We start from the raw sequence: 20,873 nt of genomic DNA on the forward strand, positions 1-20,873 counted from the left end.
ATGCCGTTGATTGACGTATCGATTGCCGAGGGTCGTACGCCGCAGCAACTGCGGGACCTCGTGAGCGCCCTGCACCGCGCCGCGGAAGAATCCGTGGGCGCGCTGCCGCAGAACACCACCGTGATCATCCGGGAGGTCCCGACCACCCATTGGTCGAAGGCCGACCAAACCATCGCCGAGCGCCAGCAGGCCGCCACGGCACCCGTCACGGAAGGAAACCCCGCCTGATGTTTGTGGACGTGGACCGGGAGGACGGCGCCGCCGTCAAGGATCCGGAGAACCTGCGCGAACTCGCCGTGCGCGCCGATGGCTTAGGCGAACAGGAGGTTGCCCAGACGCTGGCAGCGGCCGGGTTGGGCACCGTGGACGCAGGCTATGCCTGGCTGGACGTGGCGCAACTACGGGCCAGCGGCGCCGCCCAACCTCCGTCGTGGGCCAAGGAGTTCGACGGCATGATCGGCTTTGCGCAGAGCCGCGGCTGGCTCAGCGACGACGGCCACAGGGTCCGCGCGCACGTCGACTACGGCAGATAAGGTTCCGGGCGGGGCGTAGAATTGACTGGCCGCTTTTTTGACCGGCCGTCTCCCTCCAGCAAGGTTGTTTCTCCCATGCCGCAATTCGCGTCCGCGCTCGCGCGTGGCCTGACTGTCCGCCACATCCGTTTCATGGCCCTCGGCTCCGCGATCGGCACCGGCCTGTTCTACGGCTCGGCCGCCGCCATCCAGGCCGCCGGCCCGGCCGTGCTGCTGGCCTACGCCATCGGCGGCGCCGCGGTCTTCCTGGTCATGCGGGCGCTGGGCGAGATGGCCGTGCGGCACCCGGTCTCCGGATCGTTCGGCCAGTACGCCAGCCGCTACCTGGGCCCGTTTGCCGGGTTCATCACGGGCTGGACCTTCGCGTTCGAGATGGCCATCGTGGCGATCGCGGACGTGACGGCGTTCGGCATCTACATGGGCTTCTGGTTCCCCGAGGTGCCGCGCTGGATCTGGATCCTCGCCGTCGTATTCTTCATCGCCGCCCTGAACCTCGTCAAGGTCAAGGTGTTCGGCGAGACCGAGTTCTGGTTGTCGCTGGTCAAGGTCGCCGCGATCATCGCCATGATCCTCGGCGGCGCCGCGATCATCATCTTCGGCTTCGGGCTGCCGGACGGAGCCAACCCGGGGCTGGAGACCATGCTGGGATCCGGCGGCTTCTTCGCCAACGGGTTCTGGGGGCTGCTGGCCTCCTTCTCCATCGTGATGTTTGCGTTCGGCGGGATCGAGACCATCGGGATCACGGCCGGCGAGGCGGAGAACCCGAAGAAGGCCATCCCGGGTGCGATCAACACGGTGCCGGTGCGGATCCTGCTCTTCTACGTCTGCACGCTGGCCGTGCTGATGATGATCTCGCCGTGGGATCGGATCGACGGTTCCACCAGCCCGTTCGTGCAGATTTTCGACATGCTGGGCATCCCGGCGGCCGCGCACATCCTCAACGCCGTGGTGATCACAGCCGCCATTTCCGCCATCAACTCCGACACGTTCGGCGCCGGGCGGATGATGTACGGGCTGGCCGAGCAGGGCCACGCGCCGAAGGCCTTCGCGAAGATTTCCCGGCACGGGGTGCCGTGGATGACGGTGGCGACGATGGCCGCGGTGCTGCTGGCCGGCGTCGTGCTCAATGCGCTCCTGCCGGAGTCCCTGTTCCTGATTGTTGCGTCGATCGCGACGTTCGCCACGGTCTGGGTCTGGCTGATGATCCTGCTCTCCCACATCGCGATGAAGCGGGAGATTGCGCGGAAGGGGCTGCCGGCGTCGGAATTCCCGGTGCCGTTCTGGCCGGTGGCGTCCTACCTGGCGCTGGGCTTCATGGTGTTCATCGTGGTGCTGCTGGGCATCATGCCGGACACCCGAGTTGCCCTGCTGGTGGGCTGTGCGTGGATCGCCCTGCTGTTCGTGGCCTACCGCTTCGGCATCAAGGGCGCCGGGCGGCGCCGCGCCGAACTGGTGGACGAGACCGGCGCGGACGTGGCCGCGGAACCGTCGCGGGCGCCGGCGGAACAGTAGTCCGGACGCCGGCGGAGCAGTAGCGGGCCCGCAGCCGGCGTCGGGCGGGTCAGTCGACCAGCGCAGCCCGGGCGACGGCTCCGCGCCGGATGAGCGGCACGGCCTCGCGGCACGTGCCGGCGGTGGACGACGACTCCGGGTGGACGGCGGCCACCTGCTCGAGCAGGTCGGCGCACCGCCTGGCCCAGAGCACGAAACCACCGGCTGACAGCCCCGTCTCCGGCAGGACGTCGGCCAGGCTTCGGCCAGCCGCCCAGCCGTACAGCGGGCGGACCAGCCCGGTCTCCGGTTCCGCGGTCCCCGGCAGCCGGTAGCGCCGCTCCAGCACGCTCAGCTCCGCCCAGGCGTCCGTGAGGGTGTCGAAGGAGGACTGCAGCCCGCTGGTCGGCATTTTCACCGGGCCCGCCGGGCTCCTGCCGCTGCGGTACACCAGGGCGGCGGCAAAACCGACGAGTTCAACCGGGGTGAGCCGTCGCGCGGCGCCCCGGTCCAGGCCCAGGCAGACCAGCAGGTCCCGCTCGCCGTAGATCCCGCGCAGCCGCGCGCCGCCGTCGTCGATCAGCGTCCCCTGGGCATCGACCGTCAGGTAGCCGTACCGAGCGAGCACCCGAACCAGGCCCTCGAAGGTTTCCTCATGGATTCCGGAGTCCGGACCGGTCCTCCCCGCTTGGAAACTGGCGAACGACCGCGCCAGCAGTGCGCGCGCGCCCTCGTGGCCGTGCCGCGCGATGAGATTGGCGGCCATGTTGTAGCCGGGCCGGAAGCCGGAGTGCAGCGGGTAGGTGCGCCGGGAGGCCAGTGCAGCGACGGCCGCCGGATCCACTCCCGGTCTCCACAGCACGACGGCGTGGCCCTCCGCGTCGATGCCGCGCCGGCCCGCGCGTCCGGTCAGCTGCGTATATTGGCCCGCGGTCAAGGGAACCATGGCCTCGCCGTCGAACTTCTCCAGCCGCTCGAGCACCACCGAGCGGGCGGGCATGTTGATCCCCAGAGACAGGGTCTCCGTGGCGAAGACGGCCTTGAGCAGGCCCCCGGCGAACAGCTGCTCCACCAGTTGCCTGCACGCCGGAAGCATTCCGGCATGATGCGCGGCGACGCCACGGCGCAGGCCCTCCCGCCACCCTGGGATTCCGAGCTCCTCGCCCTCCTCCCCGGTCAGCCCAAGGTCCGCGGCCTCGACCCGGCGGAGGATCTCCCTGCGTTCGCGCAGGTCCGTCAGCCAGAGTCCCGATTCGGTGCAGGAACGGACGGCGGCGTCGCACCCGGCCCGGGAGAAGACAAACACGATCGCCGGCAGCAGCCCGTCGCGGCCGAGCCGCTGGAGCAGCTGCGCCCAGGGCTTGGACTCCCGGCCGCCTTCTGCCGGGCTGCGTGACCGGTGGAACTGCCGGGTCCGGCCGCGCTCCTGCTCGTCGCCGGCGGAAGGTCGTGGCATCGAGGCCGCGTCGGACAGCGCCAGCAGGTGGGGGTTGAGTGGATGTTCGTCCAGCACCGCCGGCGATTGCGGGTCGAGCTCGTCGAAGGCGACGGGCTCGGCGAACAGGTCGAACAGCTGGTTTCCGGCCATGACGTGTTGGAACAGGGGCACCGGACGGTGTTCGGACACCACCACGGCGGTGTCGCCCCGGACCGCTTCCAGCCAGGCCCCGAAATCTTCGGCATTGGAGATGGTGGCGCTGAGGCTGACCAGCCGCACCGTCTGCGGGAGCTGGATGATGACCTCCTCCCACGCCGCTCCCCTGGTCCGGTCCGCCAGGTAATGCACTTCGTCCATCACCACATACACCAGGCGGTCCAGGGCGGGGGATCCCGCATAGAGCATGTTCCGCAGCACCTCGGTGGTCATGACGACGACGTCGGCGTCCGGATTGACGCTGCTGTCTCCCGTGAGCAGGCCGACCCGGGCGCTCCCGTAGGCCGCGGAGAGTTCGGCGAACTTCTGGTTGCTCAACGCCTTGAGGGGCGTGGTGTAGAACGTCCTGGTGCCCTGGGCGACGGACAGGAAGGCGGCGAACTCCCCCACCACCGTCTTGCCGGCCCCGGTGGGGGCCGCAACCAGCACCCCGCGGCCGGCATCGAGCGCCGAGCAGGCCTCTAGCTGGAACGGGTCCAGCTCGAAGCCCAGCCGGTCCCGGAATTCCCGGAGCCTGCGGGCGCCGGCCGCGCCAGCCGCGCCAGCCGCGCCAGCCGCGCCAGCCGCGCCAGCCGCGCCGGCCGTGCCGGCTTCAAGGCGTTCGTTGTCCGGCATCTTCCGGCGCTCAGGCGCCGATGACCAGGGAGCGAGGGGCGGCCTGCTCGGGGAACAAGTAGGCGCTGATGGCGTGCGCGATCTTGCGACCGCCCTGGACGGAGGGCTCGATCGGATTCGCGTAGTCGGCGTCTTCGGGACAGATAAGCCTCAGGTCCACCAGCGCCAGCCCCCGGGCGAAGACGGCCCGGGTGATGTGGTCGTTGAACAGGGCGGCGGCCGACCGGATGATCCGCTGGTCGGGGCCCGACGGCGGGGTGTCGTAGATGGTGCAGGCCGCCGTCGGCAGCCCCGTGGCCGCGACCGCATCCAGCATCGCGACATAACCGGCGCCGAATTTATCCTGGGCATCGGCGAACATGGCCAGGGCTTCGGCCGCCCACACGGCCGGTTCATTGAGCAGGTAGGCGAAGCCCAGGGCGTCGTTCCCGCCCACGCTGATCACCAGGTGCGTGGCGTCCCGCGGGAGGGAGCGGAGCTGGCCGGCGACCCCGCTGATGACGGCGCCGTCGAGGGCCAGGAGCGTGGCCTGCCAGCCGCGCGGCAGCAGCCCGCGAAGGTGCGTCACGACGTCGGGGCCGCCGGCAACATAGGCAGCGTTGTCGAACACCGAGTCGCCGAGCAGCACGACGTGGCCGGTGCTGCCGGGTGCGTCAGCTGCCATGTCGCCCTCCTGTTTCAGGGTCGGTGCTGCCTTCGGGAACCGCGGGCGGGCACTCGGGCCGGTGAGCACACCTTATCCCCCCGTCCCGACCACCGGTAGGTGCGCCCCCTAGCCCTTGGAGCAGGCCAGAGGACGGAAGGACCCGGGTGTAGAGCGCACCCGGGTCCTTGAGCGAATTACTGTTCGCTAGCCGAGGTAGAGCACGTCCTCCAGCGGCTCCCCCGCGGCGATCCGCTTCAGGATCGCCGGCTCAGCATCGTCCGAGGCAAGGGCGGAATCGACGACGGCGGCTGCCACCTCGGGCGCCAGCACCACCACTCCGTTCTCATCACCCAAGACGATGTCGCCGGGATTCACCGTGGCGCCGCCGATGGTGACCGCGACACCGAACTGCGACCGGCCGGAGCCGTGCCGCTTCGTGGTCAGGCAGGTGGTGCCGCGCGCGAAGACCGGCAACGCCCCGCCGTCGTCCGCCGCCTGCAGATCCGTGAGATCGGTGACCGGGCCGTCCACCAGGATGCCCGCGGCGCCGCGGGCCTTGGCCGCGGCAGAGGTGACCGCACCCACCGGGGCGTGGCTCCGGTCCCCGTTCAGGTCCAGAACCAAGACCTCGCCGGGACGAAGCCGGACCAGCGCCTGGTTCACGGCCACGGCATCGGCGTCGGGAATCAACGCGGTGGCGGCGACCCCCATCATGCGGACACCCGGCACCATGCTCCGGATGTCCCCGCTGCAGAAGCCGTCCTCCAGGAAGTGGCCGAGCGTGGGGAGGCTGACCCGGCCCAGTTTCCGCAGCAACTCATCCATGGTCGGCCCCTGGAACCACCGCCACGCATTCGATCTCCAGGGACACGCCCCACAGGCTGACGCACACCGACGTGCGGGCCGGCCGGTGCGGACCGAAGTACTCGTCGTACACGGCGTTGTATTCCTCGAGCTGGTCCGCACTGGTCAGGTAGGTGTTCACCTTGACCACATGCTGCAGGCCGCTGCCGGCCTCGATCAGGATCGCTTCGAGGTTCCGGATGGTCTGGCGCACCTGGTCGGAGAAGTTCTCCGGCTGGTCGGCCAGGCCGCCGGGCCCCGCCGGGATCTGCCCGGAGGTGAAGACAAAACCGTTCGCCACCACCGCCTGGGAGTAGGGCCCCACCGGCCCCACCGCACCCGGCGCTGCAGTAATGCGGCGAATGCTCACGATTCCGCCTTGGCAAATGCCTTCACCGTGTCAGTGTTGTCCACGGCGTCGATATCGCCGTGGCGGGTCTCCGTCAGGAGGTACAGCGCGATGAGGGAGAGCACTGCGGCGCCCATGATGTACCAGGCGATGGAGGTACTCTGGCCGGTGGCCGCCAGCAACGCCACGGTGATCGCGGGAGTCGCCGCGGAGCCCAGCAGGCCGGAGAGCATGTAGGAAACGGACAGGCCGGAGTAACGGACCTTGGACCCGAAGAGCTCGGCGAGGAAGGTCGCGATCGGTCCGTAGTTGGCGGAGAAGGCGAGCATCATCAGGCCGTAGGCAACGAAGAGCAGCGGCTCGGATCCGGAGTTCAGCAGCCAGAAGAACGGGAAGGCCAGGAGGGCCTCGGCGATGATGCCGGCGAAGATGATGGGCTTGCGGCCTACGCGGTCCGAGAGCCGCCCGAAGAAGGGGATGGCAACGAACGCCAACGCGCAGGCGAACATGACCACCCAGAGCATCTTGTCCTTGGAGTAGCCGAGTTCCGCGGTGCCGTAGTTGACGCCGGAAGCCACCAGGAGGGTGAAGGTGCTGCCCGTGGAGAGGGTGGCGACGCCGCCCAGGATGACCTGCTTCCAGTAACGCTTCATCAGGTAGGCGAACGGCAGCTTGGCCTTGGCCCCGGTCTCGCGGACCATCTGGAAGGACGGGGTCTCCTCGATGTTGAGGCGGATGTAGATTCCGACCGCAACCAGGACGGCGGAGAGGAGGAACGGGACGCGCCAGCCCCAGCTGAGCAGTGCCTCGTCGCTCATGGTGGAGGCCACGATGAGGAAGGCGACGTTGGCCAGCAGGGTTCCGATCGGAACACCGATCTGCACCATGGAGCCGAAGAAGCCGCGCCGGTTCTCCGGTGCGTGCTCGACGGTCATGAGCACCGCGCCGCCCCATTCGCCGCCGAGCGCCAGCCCCTGGATGAGCCTGAGCAGCAGCAGCAGCAGCGGCGCTGCCACGCCGATGGTGTAGTAGTCCGGCACCAGGCCGATGGCGAAGGTCGCCGCGCCCATGGTCATGAGTGAGATCAGCAGCATGGACTTGCGGCCGAGCCGGTCGCCGAAGTGACCGAACAGGATGGCCCCCACCATGCGGGCCAGGTAGGCCGACGCGAAGGTCAGGAACGACAGGATGGTGCCGACGGCGCCGTCGAGCTCGGGGAAGAAGATCCGGTTGAACACCAGCGCGGACGCGGTGCCGAAAAGAAACAGGTCGTACCACTCGACGGTGGTGCCGATGACGCTTGCCGTAGATATCTTCCGCATCTTCCGGCGGTCCAGGCGGGCCGCGGCCGCGCTGGTGGGTGTCACATGCTGGGACATTGCATCTCCAATAGGGGTGCGAGGTGGGTCGGCGGCAGGGCCGCATGCTCGTGCTGAGCGCATTCGAATCGTTTACCCACTATCCCGGCGTGTAGTGTGCCTCACAATCGCTAAGCACACACGTTTCGGACGCCGGGGCTGGGCATCTGCACACCCGCGCCGACACACCCCCTACAGGCCCTTGGGATTTGCCTCAGGCCCAGGCGACAACCGCGCGGGCCGCCTCCAAGGGTTTCATCAGGTCAATGCCGGTCAGGTCCTTGAACCGCTTGAGCCGGTTCAGGATGGTGTTGCGGTGGCAATAGAGGTGCTCGGCGGTTTCGGTGACGCTCCCGTTCCGCATGAAGCTGAGCACGGTTTCTTCCAGCCGGTCGCGTTCGTCCGGCCGGCAAACCGCCAGTTGTGCCTCGAGCCCGGCCCTGACATCGATGCCGATCCCTGCCATCCGCAGGCGGGTCAGGCGGGTCCAGTCCTCGCCCACGGTCAACGGTTGCTTGTCACTGCTGTTGACCAGATCGCTGAGCACCGCGGCGATCCTCGCCGCCGGCGTCAGTTCCCCGAGTCCGAGCACGGGTCCGTGCACCCCGCAGGCAACGGATGCCAGCGGTGCCGGGACCCGCACGCCGCCCAGGTCCTGCATCCCCTGCGTTTCGGGCCAGAACACGTACGTATACTTGTCCGCCTGATGCAGGAAGGCCGGCGCCCCACGGTGTGAGTAGGACGCGAGCTGCCGCAGCGCCGCGGCGGCCTTCCCCTGCGCGGCGGCTATCCCGAATCGGCCGTCCGGGTTCACGTCGAACGCTGTGGCGAAGCGGTTCCGGGTCTCCGGCAGCTGGCCCTCCGGCCCGAACAGCGCGGCCACGAACTCGTGCCGCACGCCTGCTTCCTCCCGGGCCATGAGGATACGCTCGGCGAGATAGCTGGAATGGGCGGCGGCGGCATAGTCGTCAACCACCTTCCAGACGGTTTCCACCCGGCTTGTCAGCATGGCGGCGTCCTCGGGGCCCGACAGCTCCAACAGGCTGCCCCAGACCACCGGAAAGTCGAGACGCACGGCGGAAATCAGCGCCTCCGGCGGCACACCCTGGCGTGCCCGGCGGGCGCCCAGTTCTTCAGCAAACCTCAGCAGGCCTGGATAGGAAGCGGGTTCCTCCAGGCAGTCCAGGATCAGCTCGAGGGAACCTGCCGCCGTCGACTCCAGATCGTCGTGGCCGACCAGGTCCTGCGCGTAGCCTGGGATGCTCCGAACCCGCCGGACGAAATCCGCCTTCAACGCCCCGGCCTGCTGCCGCAGCCGCGCAACCAGACTGGCCCAGGCCTGGTCGGACGTCTCGCCAAAGACTGTGTGCATGAGCACAGTCTAAACGCGCCAAAGGGGTTGGCTTCAGCTAGTTACTTCGCAGTTGGCGGCTGCCAGCATGGAACGAGACAAAGACCGAAGGAAGGGAACAGCGTGAGCATTACAGCCATGCCGGAGGCCGGCAGGACCGGCAGCGCAGGCAGCGCCGGCGCCGGTATCAGCGCGGGACATCTGATCGTGGCACAGCTCGAGGCCGCCGGGGTGAAACGCGTCTACGGCGTCCCGGGCGAGAGCTTCCTCGACGTCCTGGACGGCCTGCACGATTCCTCGATCACCACCGTCGTCACCCGCCATGAGGGAGGCGCCGGGTTCATGGCGCTGGCCGAGGGCCGGTTGACCGGCCTTCCCGGGATCGCCATGGTGACCCGCGGGCCCGGCGCGGCGAACGCGTTCATCTCCGTCCACACCGCCTACCAGGACGCCACTCCCCTGGTGCTCTTCGTCGGACTCATCCCCGTGGCCGACCGCGGACGTGAGTCGTTCCAGGAGTTCGACATCAACGCTTGGTTCGGCAGCACCGCCAAGAAGGTCCTGGTCCTCGACCATGCAGCCTCGGCAGCCGCAGTCGTGGACGACGCCATCCACACCTCCCTCAGCGGCCGGCCCGGCCCGGTGGTCATCGGCCTCCCCGAGGACGTTCTCACCCACCTGGTCCCGGGCGGCGTCCCGGTGACGCCGCGAGCCTTGGCCCGCTCGGCCCCGTCGTCGTCGGCACTGCAGGAATTCGGCACGAGGCTGGCACAGGCCAGCCGCCCGATGATCGTGGTGGGCGGCGAAAGCTGGACGCAGGAGTCCGGCGAGGCGCTGGCCAGGTGGGCGGCCGGGCGTGGAATCCCGGTGGCCGCAGACTTCCGCGCCTACGATGCCGTGCCGCACCGGCTCGAGGGCGGCAACAGCTACGTAGGGTCGCTCGGCTACGCCCGCAGTGACGCGCTGGCTGCGCGGTTTGATAAGTCGGATCTGCTGGTGTTCATCGGCTGCCCGCGCGCGGACGTCCTGAGCGACGGGTACACCGCCGGCCTGGAGGCCGAGACCGTGGTGGTGATGCCCGGCGATACGCTGGGGCACTTCGGGCGCCTCGACCAGCACATAGTGGCCGATCCGATTGCGTTCACCGAGGCCCTGACCGGGCTACCGGAGGCCGGCGCCGCCGAGCCGTCCTGGCTGCCGGATGCCCGCGCCGAGTACGAGCGCTTCAGCTCCCCGGTGCCGGCCGACGGCGGCCGCGGCGTGGACCTGAACGAGTGCATGGCGGTGCTGCGCGAGGAACTGAACGACGACGCCGTCATCACCTACGGCGCGGGAAACCACGCGCTGTGGCCGGCACGCTACCTGCCGCACTCGGCGGCCGACTCGCTCGTGGCACCGCGCAACGGCGCCATGGGGGTCGGCATCCCGGCCGCCGTGGCGGCCGGATTGATCTTCCCCGGCCGGCAGGTGGTCTCCGTGGCCGGCGACGGCTGCTTCCTCATGAATGGGCAGGAGTTCGGGACGGCCGCGGCGTACGGCAGCGCGCCGGTGGTCATCGTGGTGGACAACGGGTGCTTCGCGACCATCCGCGAGCACCAGGAGCGCAGTTATCCGGGCCGGCCGTCGGGCACGGAGCTCACCAACCCTGACTTCGCGCAGTGGGCGCAGTCCTTCGGCGGCTACGGCGAACGGGTGGAGCGGACCGCTGATTTCCGGGATGCCTTCCGCCGCGCCGTCGACAGCGGCAAGCCCGCCCTGCTGCACGTGCTGCAGGATCCATCCGTGCGGTCACCGAAGACCGGAGAACAGGAGGACGCGCGATGAGCGGGCTGGATTCTCACGAGGACGCACGCTTTTTGCGGGACTTCGAGGTGCTGAGCGGGTTCGGGGCGACGGAGAACGGCGGGGTACACCGGCTGGCCGGATCGGCGGCGGACGGCGAACAGCGGCGCTGGTTCACCGAACTGCTGGAGTCGGAGGGCTTCCGCGTGGAGTTCGACCAGATAGGCAACCAATTCGGCCTGCTGGAGTTGGTGCCGGACGCGCCGTATGTGGTGGTGGGCTCGCACCTGGACTCCCAGCCGACCGCGGGTAAGTACGACGGCGCCTACGGGGTCCTCGCCGCCGCGCACGCCGCGTTCCGGCTGGCGGCCGAATGGCGCTCCTCGGGCACCGTGCCGCGGCACAACCTGGCGGTCGTGAACTGGTTCAACGAGGAGGGCGCACGGTTCAAGCCCTCGATGATGGGCAGCTCGGTCTACACCGGAAAGATGACCGCCGCTGCCGCGTTGGCGGTGGAGGACCCGGCCGGTATTACGGTCACGGAAGCGCTGCAGTCCATCGGCTGCCTCGGGTCCGGCACGGGGCCGGCGGCGGCCTACTGCGCCGAGATCCATATCGAGCAGGGCCGGAGCATGGAGCGCGACGGCGTGACGATCGGCCTGGTGGATTCAAACTGGGCGGCGAACAAGTACGAGTTCGTGGTGCACGGCGAGCAGTCGCACACCGGCTCCACGGTGATTGCGGACCGGAAGGATGCCCTGCTGGGGGCCTCGATGCTGGTGGTGGCGGCGCGGGAAATCGCGGACCGGTTCCCCGGCGTCCTGCACACCTCCGTGGGCCAGCTCGACGTGTATCCGAATTCCCCCGTCGTCGTGCCGTCCCGGGTGAACCTGTTGCTTGACCTGCGGTCAGCCGACGAGGCGGTACTGGCCGAGGCCGACCAGATGCTGCACGAGCGGATGCTTCAGATCGAGCGGGCCGCGAACGTGCGGATCGACAAGGGCGGCTCCCACTGCTGGCCCGTGACGCCGTACCAGCCTGAGGGCGTGGAACTGGCCGAAAAGGCCGCGGTCGACCTCGGCCTTTCCTACCGGAAGGTGAAGACCCTGGCCGGGCATGACTCGACGAACATGAAGGACATCGTCCCGACGATCATGCTCTTCGTGCCCTCGGTCGAGGGCATCTCGCACAACGAGCACGAGTACACCAGGGACGAGGACATCGTGGCAGGCCTGCACATGCTCACGGACGTGGTCCGGCGCCTGTGCCACGGCGAGCTGGACCGCGCGGAATAGCCGACCCGCGCTCTTTGTTGACGTGTCCATGAAGATTGAGATCTGGTCCGACATTGCCTGCCCCTGGTGCTTCATCGGCAAGCGCCGCTTCGAAACGGCCCTGGAGGGCTTCGAACACAAGGACCAGATCGACGTCGAATGGCGCAGCTACCAGCTCGACCCCACCCTGCCGGAACACTATGACGGCACCGAGACCGAGTACCTGTCCCGGATGAAGGGCATGCCGCAGGACCAGGTCAAGCAGATGTTCGCCCACGTCACGGCGCAGGCTGAAGGCGAAGGGTTGAACTACGACTTCGACTCCGTGGTGGTGGCCAACAGCTTCACCGCGCACCGCTTCCTGCATCTGGCCAAGGAGCACGGCGTGATGGACCAGGCCAAGGAAGCCCTGCTGTCCGGCCATTTCGAGCAGGGCAAAGACATTGGCGACGCGGAGTATCTGGTGGGCATGGGCGTCGAACTGGGCATTCCCGAGACGGAGATCCGCGAGACGCTGGCCGGCGACCGCTTTGCCGCGGAGGTGCGCGCCGACATCGCCGAGGCCCGCGCGCTCGGCGTGAACGGGGTGCCGTTCTTCGTGCTGGACCGCAAGTACGGGATTTCCGGGGCGCAGCCGGCCGAGGCGTTCGCGCAGGCGATTCGGCAGGCGTGGAACGAGCGCAGCCCGCTGACCGTGCTGCCGCAGTCGAAGACCGACGACGGCGCGGTGTGCGGCCCCGACGGCTGCAACTGACCGAACCGGACCGGAACCGGCGGGCTGCTTCCCGAAGCGGCCCGCCGGTTTTCTTGTGTCCTATGCCTTATCTTGTGCCTTGCGCGCTGCCGGGCGGGCCGTCGAGCACGGTGGGGACGTACTCGAGCAGCTGGAGCCGACCGTCGAAGGTCCTGCTGTCCACCATCTCGAGCGCGACGTCCGGGTAGCCGTCGTAGATCCGTTCCCGGCCGGTGCGGCCCGTGATGACAGGGAAGATGACCAGCCGGAACCGGTCCACGAGGCCCGCGGTCAGCAGCGACCGGCACAGGCTGAGGCTGCCGAGGGTGCTGAGCTGCCCGGTCCCGGTGCGTTTCATCTCAGCCACGGCCTCGACGGCATTCCCGGTGACCAGTTCCGAGTTCGGCCAGGTCAGCGGCGCCTGCAGCGTGGAGGAGAAGACGACCTTGGGCACGGCGGCGAGGCCGGTCAGGCTGGCGCCCTCATCTTCGGAGAATTCCGAAGACCCGGCCGCGGCCTGCTCGGACATGCCCGACATCAGCCGGTAGGTGTTCGCGCCCAGGAGGAAGGTGTAGTCCTTCTCCCCCTCCTGCTCGAGCCAGGCCAGATACTCCGGGCCCTCCAGCCCCCACCAGCCGGGCCAGCCCACGGCCGAGGCATAGCCGTCCAGCGAGATGATCAGGTCCACCATCAGGTTCGCAGATCGCGCCTGCGCAGTTGTCTCGCCCATCGCACGCTCCTCGCTCTGCCCGGCGCTTGGCCGACATGTTACTCCCGAAGCGATAGGTTGTTGAGGGTGTTCCGGGCGCCCAAGCGCCCGGAGCGAAGGTCCGCTTCCCTGAACTGTGGCGGTCGCCGTCCCCTTGGGCGACCGGCGAAGCACCCTGGCTGCACACTGCGGTTCCATCGGCGTGTGCAGCGCATGTACTGATTGGCCGGCCGACGCTTCGGCCCGATTGAGAGGACCGATAGCGGGATGAATCAGCAACCGACGAGGCTCTGGACCAAGAACTTTATTCTGGCCATCGTCGTCAACCTGTTCATCTCCCTGGTTTTCTACATGCTGATGACCACGATGGCGCTCTACGCCGTGGACCGCTTCCAGGCCTCCGACACCGCTGCCGGTTTCACGTCCAGCGCGTTCGTGCTCGGTTCGGTCATTGCGCGGATCTTCGCCGGCCGGCTGCTGGACGTCGTCGGCCGCCGGAAGATGATCCTGGCGACCATGGCCGTGTTCGTGGCCGCCTCGCTGCTGTACATTCCCACCGGTTCACTGACCTGGCTGCTGGTGCTCCGCATCGTGCACGGCATGGCCTTCGGCGCGGGCACCACCGCGGTGGCTGCCTCGGCCCAGACCCTCATCCCCCACACCCGGCGCGGCGAGGGAACCGGGTACTTCGGCCTGTCCACCACGCTCTCGACGGCGGTGGGCCCCTTCGTCGGCGTGCTGCTGGCGGGGCTGCGCAACTACGATGCGATGTTTTACTTCTGCGCCGCCGCCTCCGTGGTTGCCCTCGTGGTGGCCCTGTTCCTGCGGGTGCCGGAACTGCCGGCCCCGAAGCGATCCGGTCGGTTCCGGATGAGCCTGAGCGATATTTTCGAGACAGCGGCCCTGCCCATCTCCTGCATCATCCTGCTGGCCGGGACCTCCTACTCCGGCATCCTGATCTTCCTGACCTCCTACGCGGAGTCGCGGGGCTCCACCTCCGCGGCCAGCGTCTTCTTCCTGGTCTATGCGGGGGCGGTGCTGGTCTCCCGCCTGTTCGCCGGCCGGATCCAGGACCGCCGCGGCGACAACAGCGTCATGTACCCCACCCTGATCTCCTTCGTGCTGGGGTTGGCGCTGCTGATCCCGGACCCCACCCTCCTGACCATCATCGGCTCGGCGATCTTCAGCGGCATCGGCTTCGGCACCATCATGTCCGGCGCGCAGGCGATTGCGGTGAAGGTGTCGCCGGCCATGCGCATCGGCACGGCCACGTCCACCTTCTTCCTGGCGCTCGACCTCGGTTCCGGGCTAGGCCCCATCATCCTGGGCACGCTGGTTCCGGTTCTCGACTACCCGGGCATGTATGCCCTGCTGGCCGTGGTGATGGTGCTGACCACCCTGCTCTACTTCTTCGTGCACGGCCGCCGGAAGGGTGCCGCCGGCGCCGTCGGCGCCTAGGGGCGCAGCGCGGCGGCGGTACGGCGAGAGCGGTGCCGCGCCTGACGTCGCGGCGGTGAGGCGGGCGGCACGGCGGGAGCTGCGTGTCGCCGACGGTGCGGTACGCGCCTTGGCCAGGCACCGCCGTCGTGCTGGAAGCCTTACTCCGGCTCCGCAGGTTCGCTGGGGGTGGGCGACAGCCGCGGGCAGCTCAGCGTCCCCGGCGTCTGGTCCACCCGGTTGGCCGGCACGAGTTCCTTGTAGCCGGCGCCGACCACCACGTCCACGCTGTCGTCGCCGCGGTCGTCGGCCACGTATTCCGAGTCAGGAATGTTTCGCTGCAGGTTGAAGGCGTTGGCTTCGCCGGCCTTGCCGGACACGACGACGGCGCTCATCCCGTAGACGCTCAAGGTCTTGTTGCCGACGGAACCGATGTCGTAACCCCGGTCGGACAACGCCGCGGCCACTTTGCTGCCCAGGCCCTCCAACTGCGTGCCGTTGTAGACGTTGAGCCGGAACGAACCGTTGTCCGGGTAGTCGTAGGTGCCGGTCGGGCAGGTGACCGCTTCCGGTGGCGGCGGCGGGCCCCAGCCGGGAACCTTCAGGTCGCCGCGGGCGACGGCCAGGGCCGCGAGCGCCGCGGCGATGACCAGGCCGACCAGCAGCACCAACACCACCCCATGCAGGATCCGCCGCTGGTAACTGTGCGGCTTCTCCACATTGCCGTCCTCGACGAAGACGCGGTCCAGATCCTCTTCGGTGATGACGCGCTGGCCCTGCCAGCTCAGGATCTGCTTGGGCTTGCGTCGGGGTGGCGGCGGGATGCTGGGTTCAGTCATCGACCACCAGGACCCGGGCATGCAGCACGGCCCTCTGGTGGAGCGCCGTGCGGACCGCGCGGTGCAGTCCGTCTTCCAGATAAAGGTTCCCCTGCCACTGCACCACGTGCGGGAACAAATCCCCGAAGAACGTGGAGTCTTCGGCCAGCAGGGCATCGAGGTTGAGCGTTGACTTGGTGGTGATCAGCTCGTCCAGGCGCACTTGGCGCGGCGGCACCTCGGCCCAATCCTTGGGGCTGACGTGGCCATGTTCGGGGTAGGGGCGGCTGTCGCCCACGGCTTTGAAGATCACGAACCCAGCCTAAGGAAGTCGGCCCGCGAAGGAAACGCGCGCCACAGCGTGCCGCGGACCCGTAGCCAAAAGGTTACGGTCCGTTTGCCGCACGCGTCGGAGTGTCTGTCGCTTCCAGCTTGGGAGGCCGCGGGTGTCTGGCGATCCCGCCGGTCAGGCCGCGGTGATCGGCACTTCGCGGACGCCCACGGTCTCGCCGGTAATCCAGTCTTCCCACTCGACCCGCAGCCGGTACTCCCCCCGTTCCGGCGGGTGCAGTATCACGTCGTACCGCTCGGCCGCGCCGAAGGCCAGCACGTCGGTCATGAGCGGGTATCCGGCCTCCCGGCAGGTCGGTGAGGGCGCCCCCGGTACGGAGGTGTCACGGAACGGCCGGCCGTCGTGCGCGATCAGCTCGGCCATCCGCACCGGCTCCCCGTCCATGGCCGTGAAGTACATGCGGTTGGGAAGGTAGTTGGCGTTCAGGATGCGCAGCAGCGTCGGCTTCTTCTCGCCGCCGGCCACGTTGGCCCGCAGCGCCGACAGGCTCCACACCCGGTTGTCGCCGGAGCGCCGGCGAACCAACTCGCCGCCCATCAGGTAGAAGTGCTTGGGTTCGAACCGGTTCAGCCCCACGTCTTCGCCGGAGAGCCCGGCCGCATGGTGCATTTCGTGCCAGCGCGGATCCAGCGAATACGGGATCAGAATGGACTCGGTGTCGACGTCGTACTCCGGCCCGTCCACGAACGCCCGACGCGCTCCCGGCGTCACCGGGTAGTCGGGGTGCACCACCGGATCCACGATCACGGGGCCGAACATCCCCATCTGCGCGTGCAGCACGGTGTTGACGTGGCAGTGGTAGAAGTAGGTGCCGGCCGCGCCGTAGTTGGGATCTCCGGGCCGGCCCGGCTCCGGCGCCCACTGGTACGTGTACGTGCCGCCGATCTCGAAGGACGTATGGCCGACGCCGTCGTTGCGCGGGTCGGGTTCCAGCCCGTGCCAATGGATGGTGTGCGGGCCCATCGAGGGATGCACGGTGGCGTGGAAGATCTGCCCTTCCAACGGCCGGATCAACGGGCCGGGAAAACCGCGGCCGGATTCGCGCGAGTCGAAGCTCCACATCTCGAACATTGCGCCGTCGTCGAAGCGCAGGTCCCGGTTGAAGACCTCCAGGTAGACGGACGAATGCGGCGTCTGCCGGAATTCCGTGACCGGGCGGTCCAGATCCAACTGGTCGGAGCTGAAGTCCACCTGGCTGCGAAAGCGGTGGCGCGGTCGGCCGTCGTCGTCAGTGGGGCTCGGGCTCGGCACCGGCTGCGCGGGTTGGGTCGGTTCCCCGGTGGGGGACGACGTCGGTGCCTCCGTGGGCTCGCCCGTGGGCGTCGGCGTCGGTGCGGCGGTGGGAGTGCCGGTGGGCGAGGCGGTCGGCTCAGCCGTGGGCGCCGCGGTCGCGGTGGGCTTCGGCGTGGAGGTGGGCTTCGGCGTCGCCGTGGGCTTGGCCCCGCCCCCGCCCTTGCGGTCGTCGTCGTCCTTCTTCTTGCCCTTTTTCCGGTCCTCCTCGCGCCGACGGGCAGCTTCCTCCCGCTTCCGCTCGGCCTCGGCCCGCTTGCGTTGCTCTTCGGCCCGTTGCGCGGCCGTGCCGTTGCCGGAGCGCAGGGGCACTCTCGGTTTGCTCATCATCCCTCCCCGGGAAGCGGTGCCTTCAGGTTCCAGTGAGCCACCAGCCCGCCCGGGTACAAGCCGCCGGCGGCAGTCTGCGAGGGCTCGGCGTGGCAGTGCATCGGGTACTCCCAGTCGGTGGTCCGGGCGTACCAGACCGGATCGAGGGCATCCGGCGGCCGTTTGACCGGGATGATGCAGTCCTTCCGGTCCATCGGTTGCAGCTCCACCACGTCCTCCCACTGCTGCAGCACCACGTGGCCCTGCTTGTCCACGTACCCCTCGCGCCGCGGCCAGTGGTAGTTGTTCCGCCGCACGGTCCACAGGTGGTTCCCGTGGAAGTGGATCTGGTGGTACACGATTCCGGGGTTGATCAGCCGCACCAGCTGGCCGCCCCGGAGGGTGCCGGCGGTGGTGCCTTCGCCGAACTGGCGCACGTCGAGCTGCCGCGGATACCCGGAGACCAGGGTTTCCTCGTCGCTGGCCAGGTTGAGCGCCTCGTTCCTGGTCATGGCAAGCGACTCGTAGCCGCTGCGCCCGTTCAGCGTGAAGTACCGCGGCACCGCCTTGGTCTGCAGCGGGTCAACGGTGCCGCCGGCGGCCTCGATGGCCGCCCAGTTCGACTCCACCGCGTGGCAGATCCACACCCACTGCCGTTCGAAGCTGGCCCGGCCGGGCGTGATGTCCCACTGGTGCCCGGGATCCATCACCAGGAGCGCGCCGAAGAGCCCGAGGGTCCGCTCGACCGGCGCGTTGGTCGGATCGCTGTAGATGTACGAACCGGCCGGCGGGCACGGCAGCTCCAGCAGCGCGCTCCCGCCCGGCGCAATCGGACCGGTCCGGGCGTCCTCGTGGCCCGGCCCGACGTCGTGCAGGACAAACTCATGGTCCCTGGCCAGCCGGTTGTGCACCCGGAAGCGGAGCGTCGAACCCACCTCCGCGATGATCGTGCGCGCGGGGAAGTAGCTGGCCCAGTAGTTGCGGCGGATGAAGTACTGCCCGGGGTTCGCCGGGTCCGGGCCGTACGGCTGCGGGGTGCCGCGCGGCGGCAGCGCCGCCCCCAGCGGATAGGTCCGCGACTCCACCAGCCGCCCGTCGGCGGTAAACACCTTGGGCGCCACGGCCAGGCTCGGCGAGGCGTCCCGCAGGGCGGTGGGCCGGTCGCCGAAACCGCGGTGGTAAACCAGCGAGTCGTCCACCATCTTCAGGTAGCCCTCGTTGATGTAAAGGTCCAGCACGCCGGGAACGGGCACGACGGCGGAGGGCCGGGTTCCGGTGGCGACGGGCTGGGCGGGGCTCCTCCGCCCAGCCACGGTCGCCTGGGCCGATGCCGCGCCGCCCAGTCCGCCCAGGGCCAGCGCGCCGAGCCCGGCGGCGGCCCCGTATCTCAGGAAGTTCCAGCGCCCCACGCCGGGTGTCTCCTGGGAGTCCTTTGGCCGCCGGGGCTCCGCGCCTTCGGTGCCGGTCCTATCCGAGGCAGCGCTGCCCGACGCAGAACTACCCGAGGCTGCGCTCATCGTGCGGCCGTGGTCCGGCTCCGGAACGTGCTCAACCATGATGTCCGCCTTCGTCCAGCCAGCCGGGTCTGAACGCCACCCGCGGCAGTTCGAGCCGCAGCGGCGCCGCGTGCAGCCACGGATCCGTAAACTCCGCCGACAAGCGCTGCGTGTCCGCCGGCACCAGGAAGCTGATCCAGAAGCGCTCGGTGCTCCAAGCTGCCAGCGCCACGGCCTCCCCGGAGTCCCGGTTGGTCACCGTCGGACCGCCGTCGCCGACCCTCAGCCGCAGCTGCCCTGGAGCGAACAGCACCGCGTCCTCCGAAGCGTTCCGCACCTCCAGCTCCACCAGCAGGTGGTCACCCCACGTCATGTTCGCCGGCTGTGGCGCCACGGCCATGATGGGGCCGTGTCCGGCGTGCCCGGCTCCACCCGCGGCACTCCCCCGGCCTTCCGCACCGCCGCCCGTAGGCGGCCCCGCAGCAGCGGAGGTCTCCGCGCCCGTGGCGGGGACACCGCCGTCGTACGCCAACCGATGCTGGCGCTCCGCGGACACCAGCCGCACGCTCCCGAACGACGTCTGCACGCCTCCCGACCCGACCGTGCCGGCCTGCAGGTGGCTGGCCGTGAGCAGGCCCGCGCCCCCCGCCACGCCGGCGATGCCGGCCCCAACAAGTACCCCAAAAACACGCCGCGAGAGACCGGACGGCAGGCTCGCGCTGCTGTCCGGCCCCGGCACGACCGCGCTATCCCCATAGAGCGTCGTCATTGCCTTACCGCTTTCCCGCTCCCCCAAACCTGTAGGCACCCATCCTTGCCGGGCGGGCTTGGGAAAAACTGGTGGGATGCGAACGGCCCTGCCGCCCCGTCATACTGGGACCATGAGCCTCACAGCCGGTCTCCCTGCCCGCCCGGAGCAGCCGCCCATCGGCCTGCTGCTGGACGTCGACGGCCCGCTTTCATCGACGGTGACCCGAACCGTGCCGGCGGAGATCATCCACTCGCTGCTCGTGATGGCCAAACGCGGCTGGCCGATCGTGTTCAACACCGGACGGTCGGACCAGTTCATCAAAGAGCAGGTGATGGAGCCGATGCTGGCCGCCGGCATGCCGCCGGAGGTGCGCTGCTACGCGGTGTGCGAAAAGGGCGCCGTCTGGTTCAGCTTCACGGCGGCCGGCCCGGGCACGATCCATGTGGACCATGCGCTGGCTCCGCCGCAGGAGTTCGCCGCCGAGGTGCGCGAGCTGGTCCGCTCCGGCTATTCAAGCCACATGTTCTTCGACGAAACCAAGCGGGCCATGGTCTCCGTGGAGCAGGTGGTGGGGACGGAAAACCGGGAGTACCGCCAGGTGCAGGAAAAGTTCGACGCCGAGGTGCTGGCTTTGATGTCCAGGTTCGGCATGGGTGCCACGCGCCTGGACCAGCACCTGCCGGACAGCGACGACCAGATTGACTATCGGGTGGACCCGAACATCATCGCCACCGACATCGAGTCGGTGCAGCTGGGCAAGGACCTGGGCGCCGAGCGGGCGCTGGAAATGCTGGCCGCGGACGGCGTGGTGCCGCACGCGTGGCGGACGATGGGCGATTCGCGCACCGACTACGCGATGTCCGACCTGCTGCACCACAACGGGCACGCGGTGCTGCACGTGGACGTCCGCCCCGACGACGGGGTCCCGCAGAAGCCGTACCCGGTGCTGACCGCGGCCCACCTGGGCTTCCCGAGGGCCGTGCACGAAGAAGCCGGCGCGGCGTTCCTGCGGACGTGGGCGGCGATCGCGCAGACGTTGTAGGGCTTCCCGCGTTGGCGGTCCCGCCGTCGGGCCGTAACAC

The 20,873-nt window shown here is 69.1% G+C and carries 20 protein-coding genes and 1 pseudogene; 8 read left to right on the top strand and 13 right to left on the bottom strand.

Annotation, left to right across the window (positions count from 1 at the left end):
• The 3 genes from AC5RVG_RS06820 to AC5RVG_RS06830 all read left to right on the top strand — a co-directional run bounded on the left by AC5RVG_RS06820 (window position 1) and on the right by AC5RVG_RS06830 (window position 2,045).
• On the top strand, window positions 1-228 hold the full coding sequence (locus tag AC5RVG_RS06820; RefSeq protein ID WP_494013246.1) for a tautomerase family protein: 228 nt from the start codon (window positions 1-3) through the stop codon (window positions 226-228).
• The gene (locus tag AC5RVG_RS06825; protein ID WP_494013247.1) at window positions 228-533 is read left to right on the top strand and encodes a hypothetical protein; all 306 of its coding nucleotides are present in this window, start codon (window positions 228-230) and stop codon (window positions 531-533) included. Before AC5RVG_RS06820 ends, AC5RVG_RS06825 begins: the two co-directional genes overlap by 1 nt.
• 75 nt (window positions 534-608) lie before the next feature.
• On the top strand, window positions 609-2,045 hold the full coding sequence (locus AC5RVG_RS06830; protein WP_494013248.1) for an amino acid permease: 1,437 nt from the start codon (window positions 609-611) through the stop codon (window positions 2,043-2,045).
• A 49-nt stretch (window positions 2,046-2,094) separates the two neighbouring features.
• On the opposite strand, the gene AC5RVG_RS06835 is transcribed toward AC5RVG_RS06830, so the two are convergent.
• From AC5RVG_RS06835 to AC5RVG_RS06865, 7 genes and pseudogenes are all read right to left on the bottom strand, one after another.
• On the bottom strand, window positions 2,095-2,652 hold the full coding sequence (locus AC5RVG_RS06835) for a hypothetical protein (protein ID WP_494013760.1): 558 nt from the start codon (window positions 2,650-2,652) through the stop codon (window positions 2,095-2,097).
• A 48-nt stretch (window positions 2,653-2,700) separates the two neighbouring features.
• Window positions 2,701-4,293 (bottom strand): annotated as a pseudogene (locus tag AC5RVG_RS06840) (DEAD/DEAH box helicase); the annotation flags it as partial.
• 10 nt (window positions 4,294-4,303) lie between these two features.
• Entirely contained in the window at window positions 4,304-4,957 is a 654-nt protein-coding gene (locus AC5RVG_RS06845; protein WP_494013249.1) for a GDSL-type esterase/lipase family protein, read from the bottom strand.
• A gap of 186 nt (window positions 4,958-5,143) precedes the next feature.
• Window positions 5,144-5,764: an RraA family protein gene (locus AC5RVG_RS06850; protein WP_494013250.1), complete on the bottom strand. Its 621-nt coding sequence runs from the start codon at window positions 5,762-5,764 to the stop codon at window positions 5,144-5,146.
• Window positions 5,757-6,152 (bottom strand): RidA family protein, encoded by a 396-nt coding sequence (locus AC5RVG_RS06855; RefSeq protein WP_494002081.1) that lies wholly within the window; start codon window positions 6,150-6,152, stop codon window positions 5,757-5,759. Before AC5RVG_RS06855 ends, AC5RVG_RS06850 begins: the two co-directional genes overlap by 8 nt.
• Complete coding sequence (locus AC5RVG_RS06860) at window positions 6,149-7,510, bottom strand: MFS transporter (protein WP_494013251.1); 1,362 nt, start codon at window positions 7,508-7,510, stop codon at window positions 6,149-6,151. The genes AC5RVG_RS06855 and AC5RVG_RS06860 overlap by 4 nt, the downstream gene beginning before the upstream one ends.
• 193 nt (window positions 7,511-7,703) lie before the next feature.
• A complete protein-coding gene (locus AC5RVG_RS06865; protein ID WP_494013252.1) occupies window positions 7,704-8,861 on the bottom strand; it encodes an RsbRD N-terminal domain-containing protein in 1,158 nt (385 codons plus the stop codon).
• Between the two features lie 117 nt (window positions 8,862-8,978).
• On the opposite strand from AC5RVG_RS06865, the gene AC5RVG_RS06870 reads away from it, so the two are divergent.
• From AC5RVG_RS06870 to AC5RVG_RS06880, 3 genes are read left to right on the top strand one after another with little or no spacing between them, the layout of a single operon-like run.
• Window positions 8,979-10,664 (top strand): thiamine pyrophosphate-dependent enzyme, encoded by a 1,686-nt coding sequence (locus AC5RVG_RS06870; protein WP_494013761.1) that lies wholly within the window; start codon window positions 8,979-8,981, stop codon window positions 10,662-10,664.
• Entirely contained in the window at window positions 10,661-11,917 is a 1,257-nt protein-coding gene (locus tag AC5RVG_RS06875; RefSeq protein ID WP_494013253.1) for a M20 family metallo-hydrolase, read from the top strand. The genes AC5RVG_RS06870 and AC5RVG_RS06875 overlap by 4 nt, the downstream gene beginning before the upstream one ends.
• A gap of 28 nt (window positions 11,918-11,945) precedes the next feature.
• Window positions 11,946-12,650: a DsbA family oxidoreductase gene (locus AC5RVG_RS06880; RefSeq protein ID WP_494013254.1), complete on the top strand. Its 705-nt coding sequence runs from the start codon at window positions 11,946-11,948 to the stop codon at window positions 12,648-12,650.
• 67 nt (window positions 12,651-12,717) lie between these two features.
• On the opposite strand, the gene AC5RVG_RS06885 is transcribed toward AC5RVG_RS06880, so the two are convergent.
• Complete coding sequence (locus AC5RVG_RS06885; RefSeq protein ID WP_494002076.1) at window positions 12,718-13,359, bottom strand: dihydrofolate reductase family protein; 642 nt, start codon at window positions 13,357-13,359, stop codon at window positions 12,718-12,720.
• 246 nt (window positions 13,360-13,605) lie between these two features.
• On the opposite strand from AC5RVG_RS06885, the gene AC5RVG_RS06890 reads away from it, so the two are divergent.
• A complete protein-coding gene (locus AC5RVG_RS06890; protein ID WP_494013255.1) occupies window positions 13,606-14,796 on the top strand; it encodes an MFS transporter in 1,191 nt (396 codons plus the stop codon).
• A 140-nt stretch (window positions 14,797-14,936) separates the two neighbouring features.
• Here AC5RVG_RS06890 and AC5RVG_RS06895 read toward each other — a convergent pair whose 3' ends face one another.
• The 5 genes from AC5RVG_RS06895 to AC5RVG_RS06915 all read right to left on the bottom strand — a co-directional run bounded on the left by AC5RVG_RS06895 (window position 14,937) and on the right by AC5RVG_RS06915 (window position 19,809).
• A complete protein-coding gene (locus tag AC5RVG_RS06895) occupies window positions 14,937-15,614 on the bottom strand; it encodes a LytR C-terminal domain-containing protein (RefSeq protein WP_494013256.1) in 678 nt (225 codons plus the stop codon).
• Window positions 15,607-15,906: a type II toxin-antitoxin system VapB family antitoxin gene (locus AC5RVG_RS06900; protein WP_493977152.1), complete on the bottom strand. Its 300-nt coding sequence runs from the start codon at window positions 15,904-15,906 to the stop codon at window positions 15,607-15,609. Before AC5RVG_RS06900 ends, AC5RVG_RS06895 begins: the two co-directional genes overlap by 8 nt.
• A gap of 153 nt (window positions 15,907-16,059) precedes the next feature.
• The gene (locus AC5RVG_RS06905; RefSeq protein WP_494013257.1) at window positions 16,060-17,562 is read right to left on the bottom strand and encodes a multicopper oxidase domain-containing protein; all 1,503 of its coding nucleotides are present in this window, start codon (window positions 17,560-17,562) and stop codon (window positions 16,060-16,062) included.
• Window positions 17,562-19,100 carry a cupredoxin domain-containing protein gene (locus AC5RVG_RS06910; protein ID WP_494013258.1) on the bottom strand — a complete coding sequence of 513 codons (1,539 nt, stop codon included), beginning with the start codon at window positions 19,098-19,100 and terminating at the stop codon, window positions 17,562-17,564. Before AC5RVG_RS06910 ends, AC5RVG_RS06905 begins: the two co-directional genes overlap by 1 nt.
• On the bottom strand, window positions 19,093-19,809 hold the full coding sequence (locus tag AC5RVG_RS06915; protein WP_494013259.1) for a DUF4352 domain-containing protein: 717 nt from the start codon (window positions 19,807-19,809) through the stop codon (window positions 19,093-19,095). The genes AC5RVG_RS06910 and AC5RVG_RS06915 overlap by 8 nt, the downstream gene beginning before the upstream one ends.
• 112 nt (window positions 19,810-19,921) lie before the next feature.
• Here AC5RVG_RS06915 and AC5RVG_RS06920 point away from each other — a divergent pair, with 112 nt between their 5' ends.
• Window positions 19,922-20,833: a Cof-type HAD-IIB family hydrolase gene (locus AC5RVG_RS06920; protein ID WP_494013260.1), complete on the top strand. Its 912-nt coding sequence runs from the start codon at window positions 19,922-19,924 to the stop codon at window positions 20,831-20,833.
• Window positions 20,834-20,873: the final 40 nt, after the last annotated feature.

Source organism: Arthrobacter senegalensis (assembly GCF_059091765.1).

Excerpts from the sequence above, each read along its gene's own strand:
- AC5RVG_RS06820 (WP_494013246.1), top strand. The coding sequence starts at position 1 with ATGCCGTTGATTGACGTATCGATTGCCGAGGGTCGTACGCCGCAGCAA.
- AC5RVG_RS06825 (WP_494013247.1), top strand. The coding sequence starts at position 228 with ATGTTTGTGGACGTGGACCGGGAGGACGGCGCCGCCGTCAAGGATCCG.
- AC5RVG_RS06830 (WP_494013248.1), top strand. The coding sequence starts at position 609 with ATGCCGCAATTCGCGTCCGCGCTCGCGCGTGGCCTGACTGTCCGCCAC.
- AC5RVG_RS06845 (WP_494013249.1), bottom strand. The coding sequence starts at position 4,957 with ATGGCAGCTGACGCACCCGGCAGCACCGGCCACGTCGTGCTGCTCGGC.
- AC5RVG_RS06850 (WP_494013250.1), bottom strand. The coding sequence starts at position 5,764 with ATGGATGAGTTGCTGCGGAAACTGGGCCGGGTCAGCCTCCCCACGCTC.
- AC5RVG_RS06860 (WP_494013251.1), bottom strand. The coding sequence starts at position 7,510 with ATGTCCCAGCATGTGACACCCACCAGCGCGGCCGCGGCCCGCCTGGAC.
- AC5RVG_RS06865 (WP_494013252.1), bottom strand. The coding sequence starts at position 8,861 with ATGCACACAGTCTTTGGCGAGACGTCCGACCAGGCCTGGGCCAGTCTG.
- AC5RVG_RS06870 (WP_494013761.1), top strand. The coding sequence starts at position 8,979 with ATGCCGGAGGCCGGCAGGACCGGCAGCGCAGGCAGCGCCGGCGCCGGT.
- AC5RVG_RS06875 (WP_494013253.1), top strand. The coding sequence starts at position 10,661 with ATGAGCGGGCTGGATTCTCACGAGGACGCACGCTTTTTGCGGGACTTC.
- AC5RVG_RS06880 (WP_494013254.1), top strand. The coding sequence starts at position 11,946 with ATGAAGATTGAGATCTGGTCCGACATTGCCTGCCCCTGGTGCTTCATC.
- AC5RVG_RS06885 (WP_494002076.1), bottom strand. The coding sequence starts at position 13,359 with ATGGGCGAGACAACTGCGCAGGCGCGATCTGCGAACCTGATGGTGGAC.
- AC5RVG_RS06890 (WP_494013255.1), top strand. The coding sequence starts at position 13,606 with ATGAATCAGCAACCGACGAGGCTCTGGACCAAGAACTTTATTCTGGCC.
- AC5RVG_RS06895 (WP_494013256.1), bottom strand. The coding sequence starts at position 15,614 with ATGACTGAACCCAGCATCCCGCCGCCACCCCGACGCAAGCCCAAGCAG.
- AC5RVG_RS06905 (WP_494013257.1), bottom strand. The coding sequence starts at position 17,562 with ATGAGCAAACCGAGAGTGCCCCTGCGCTCCGGCAACGGCACGGCCGCG.
- AC5RVG_RS06910 (WP_494013258.1), bottom strand. The coding sequence starts at position 19,100 with ATGGTTGAGCACGTTCCGGAGCCGGACCACGGCCGCACGATGAGCGCA.
- AC5RVG_RS06915 (WP_494013259.1), bottom strand. The coding sequence starts at position 19,809 with ATGACGACGCTCTATGGGGATAGCGCGGTCGTGCCGGGGCCGGACAGC.
- AC5RVG_RS06920 (WP_494013260.1), top strand. The coding sequence starts at position 19,922 with ATGAGCCTCACAGCCGGTCTCCCTGCCCGCCCGGAGCAGCCGCCCATC.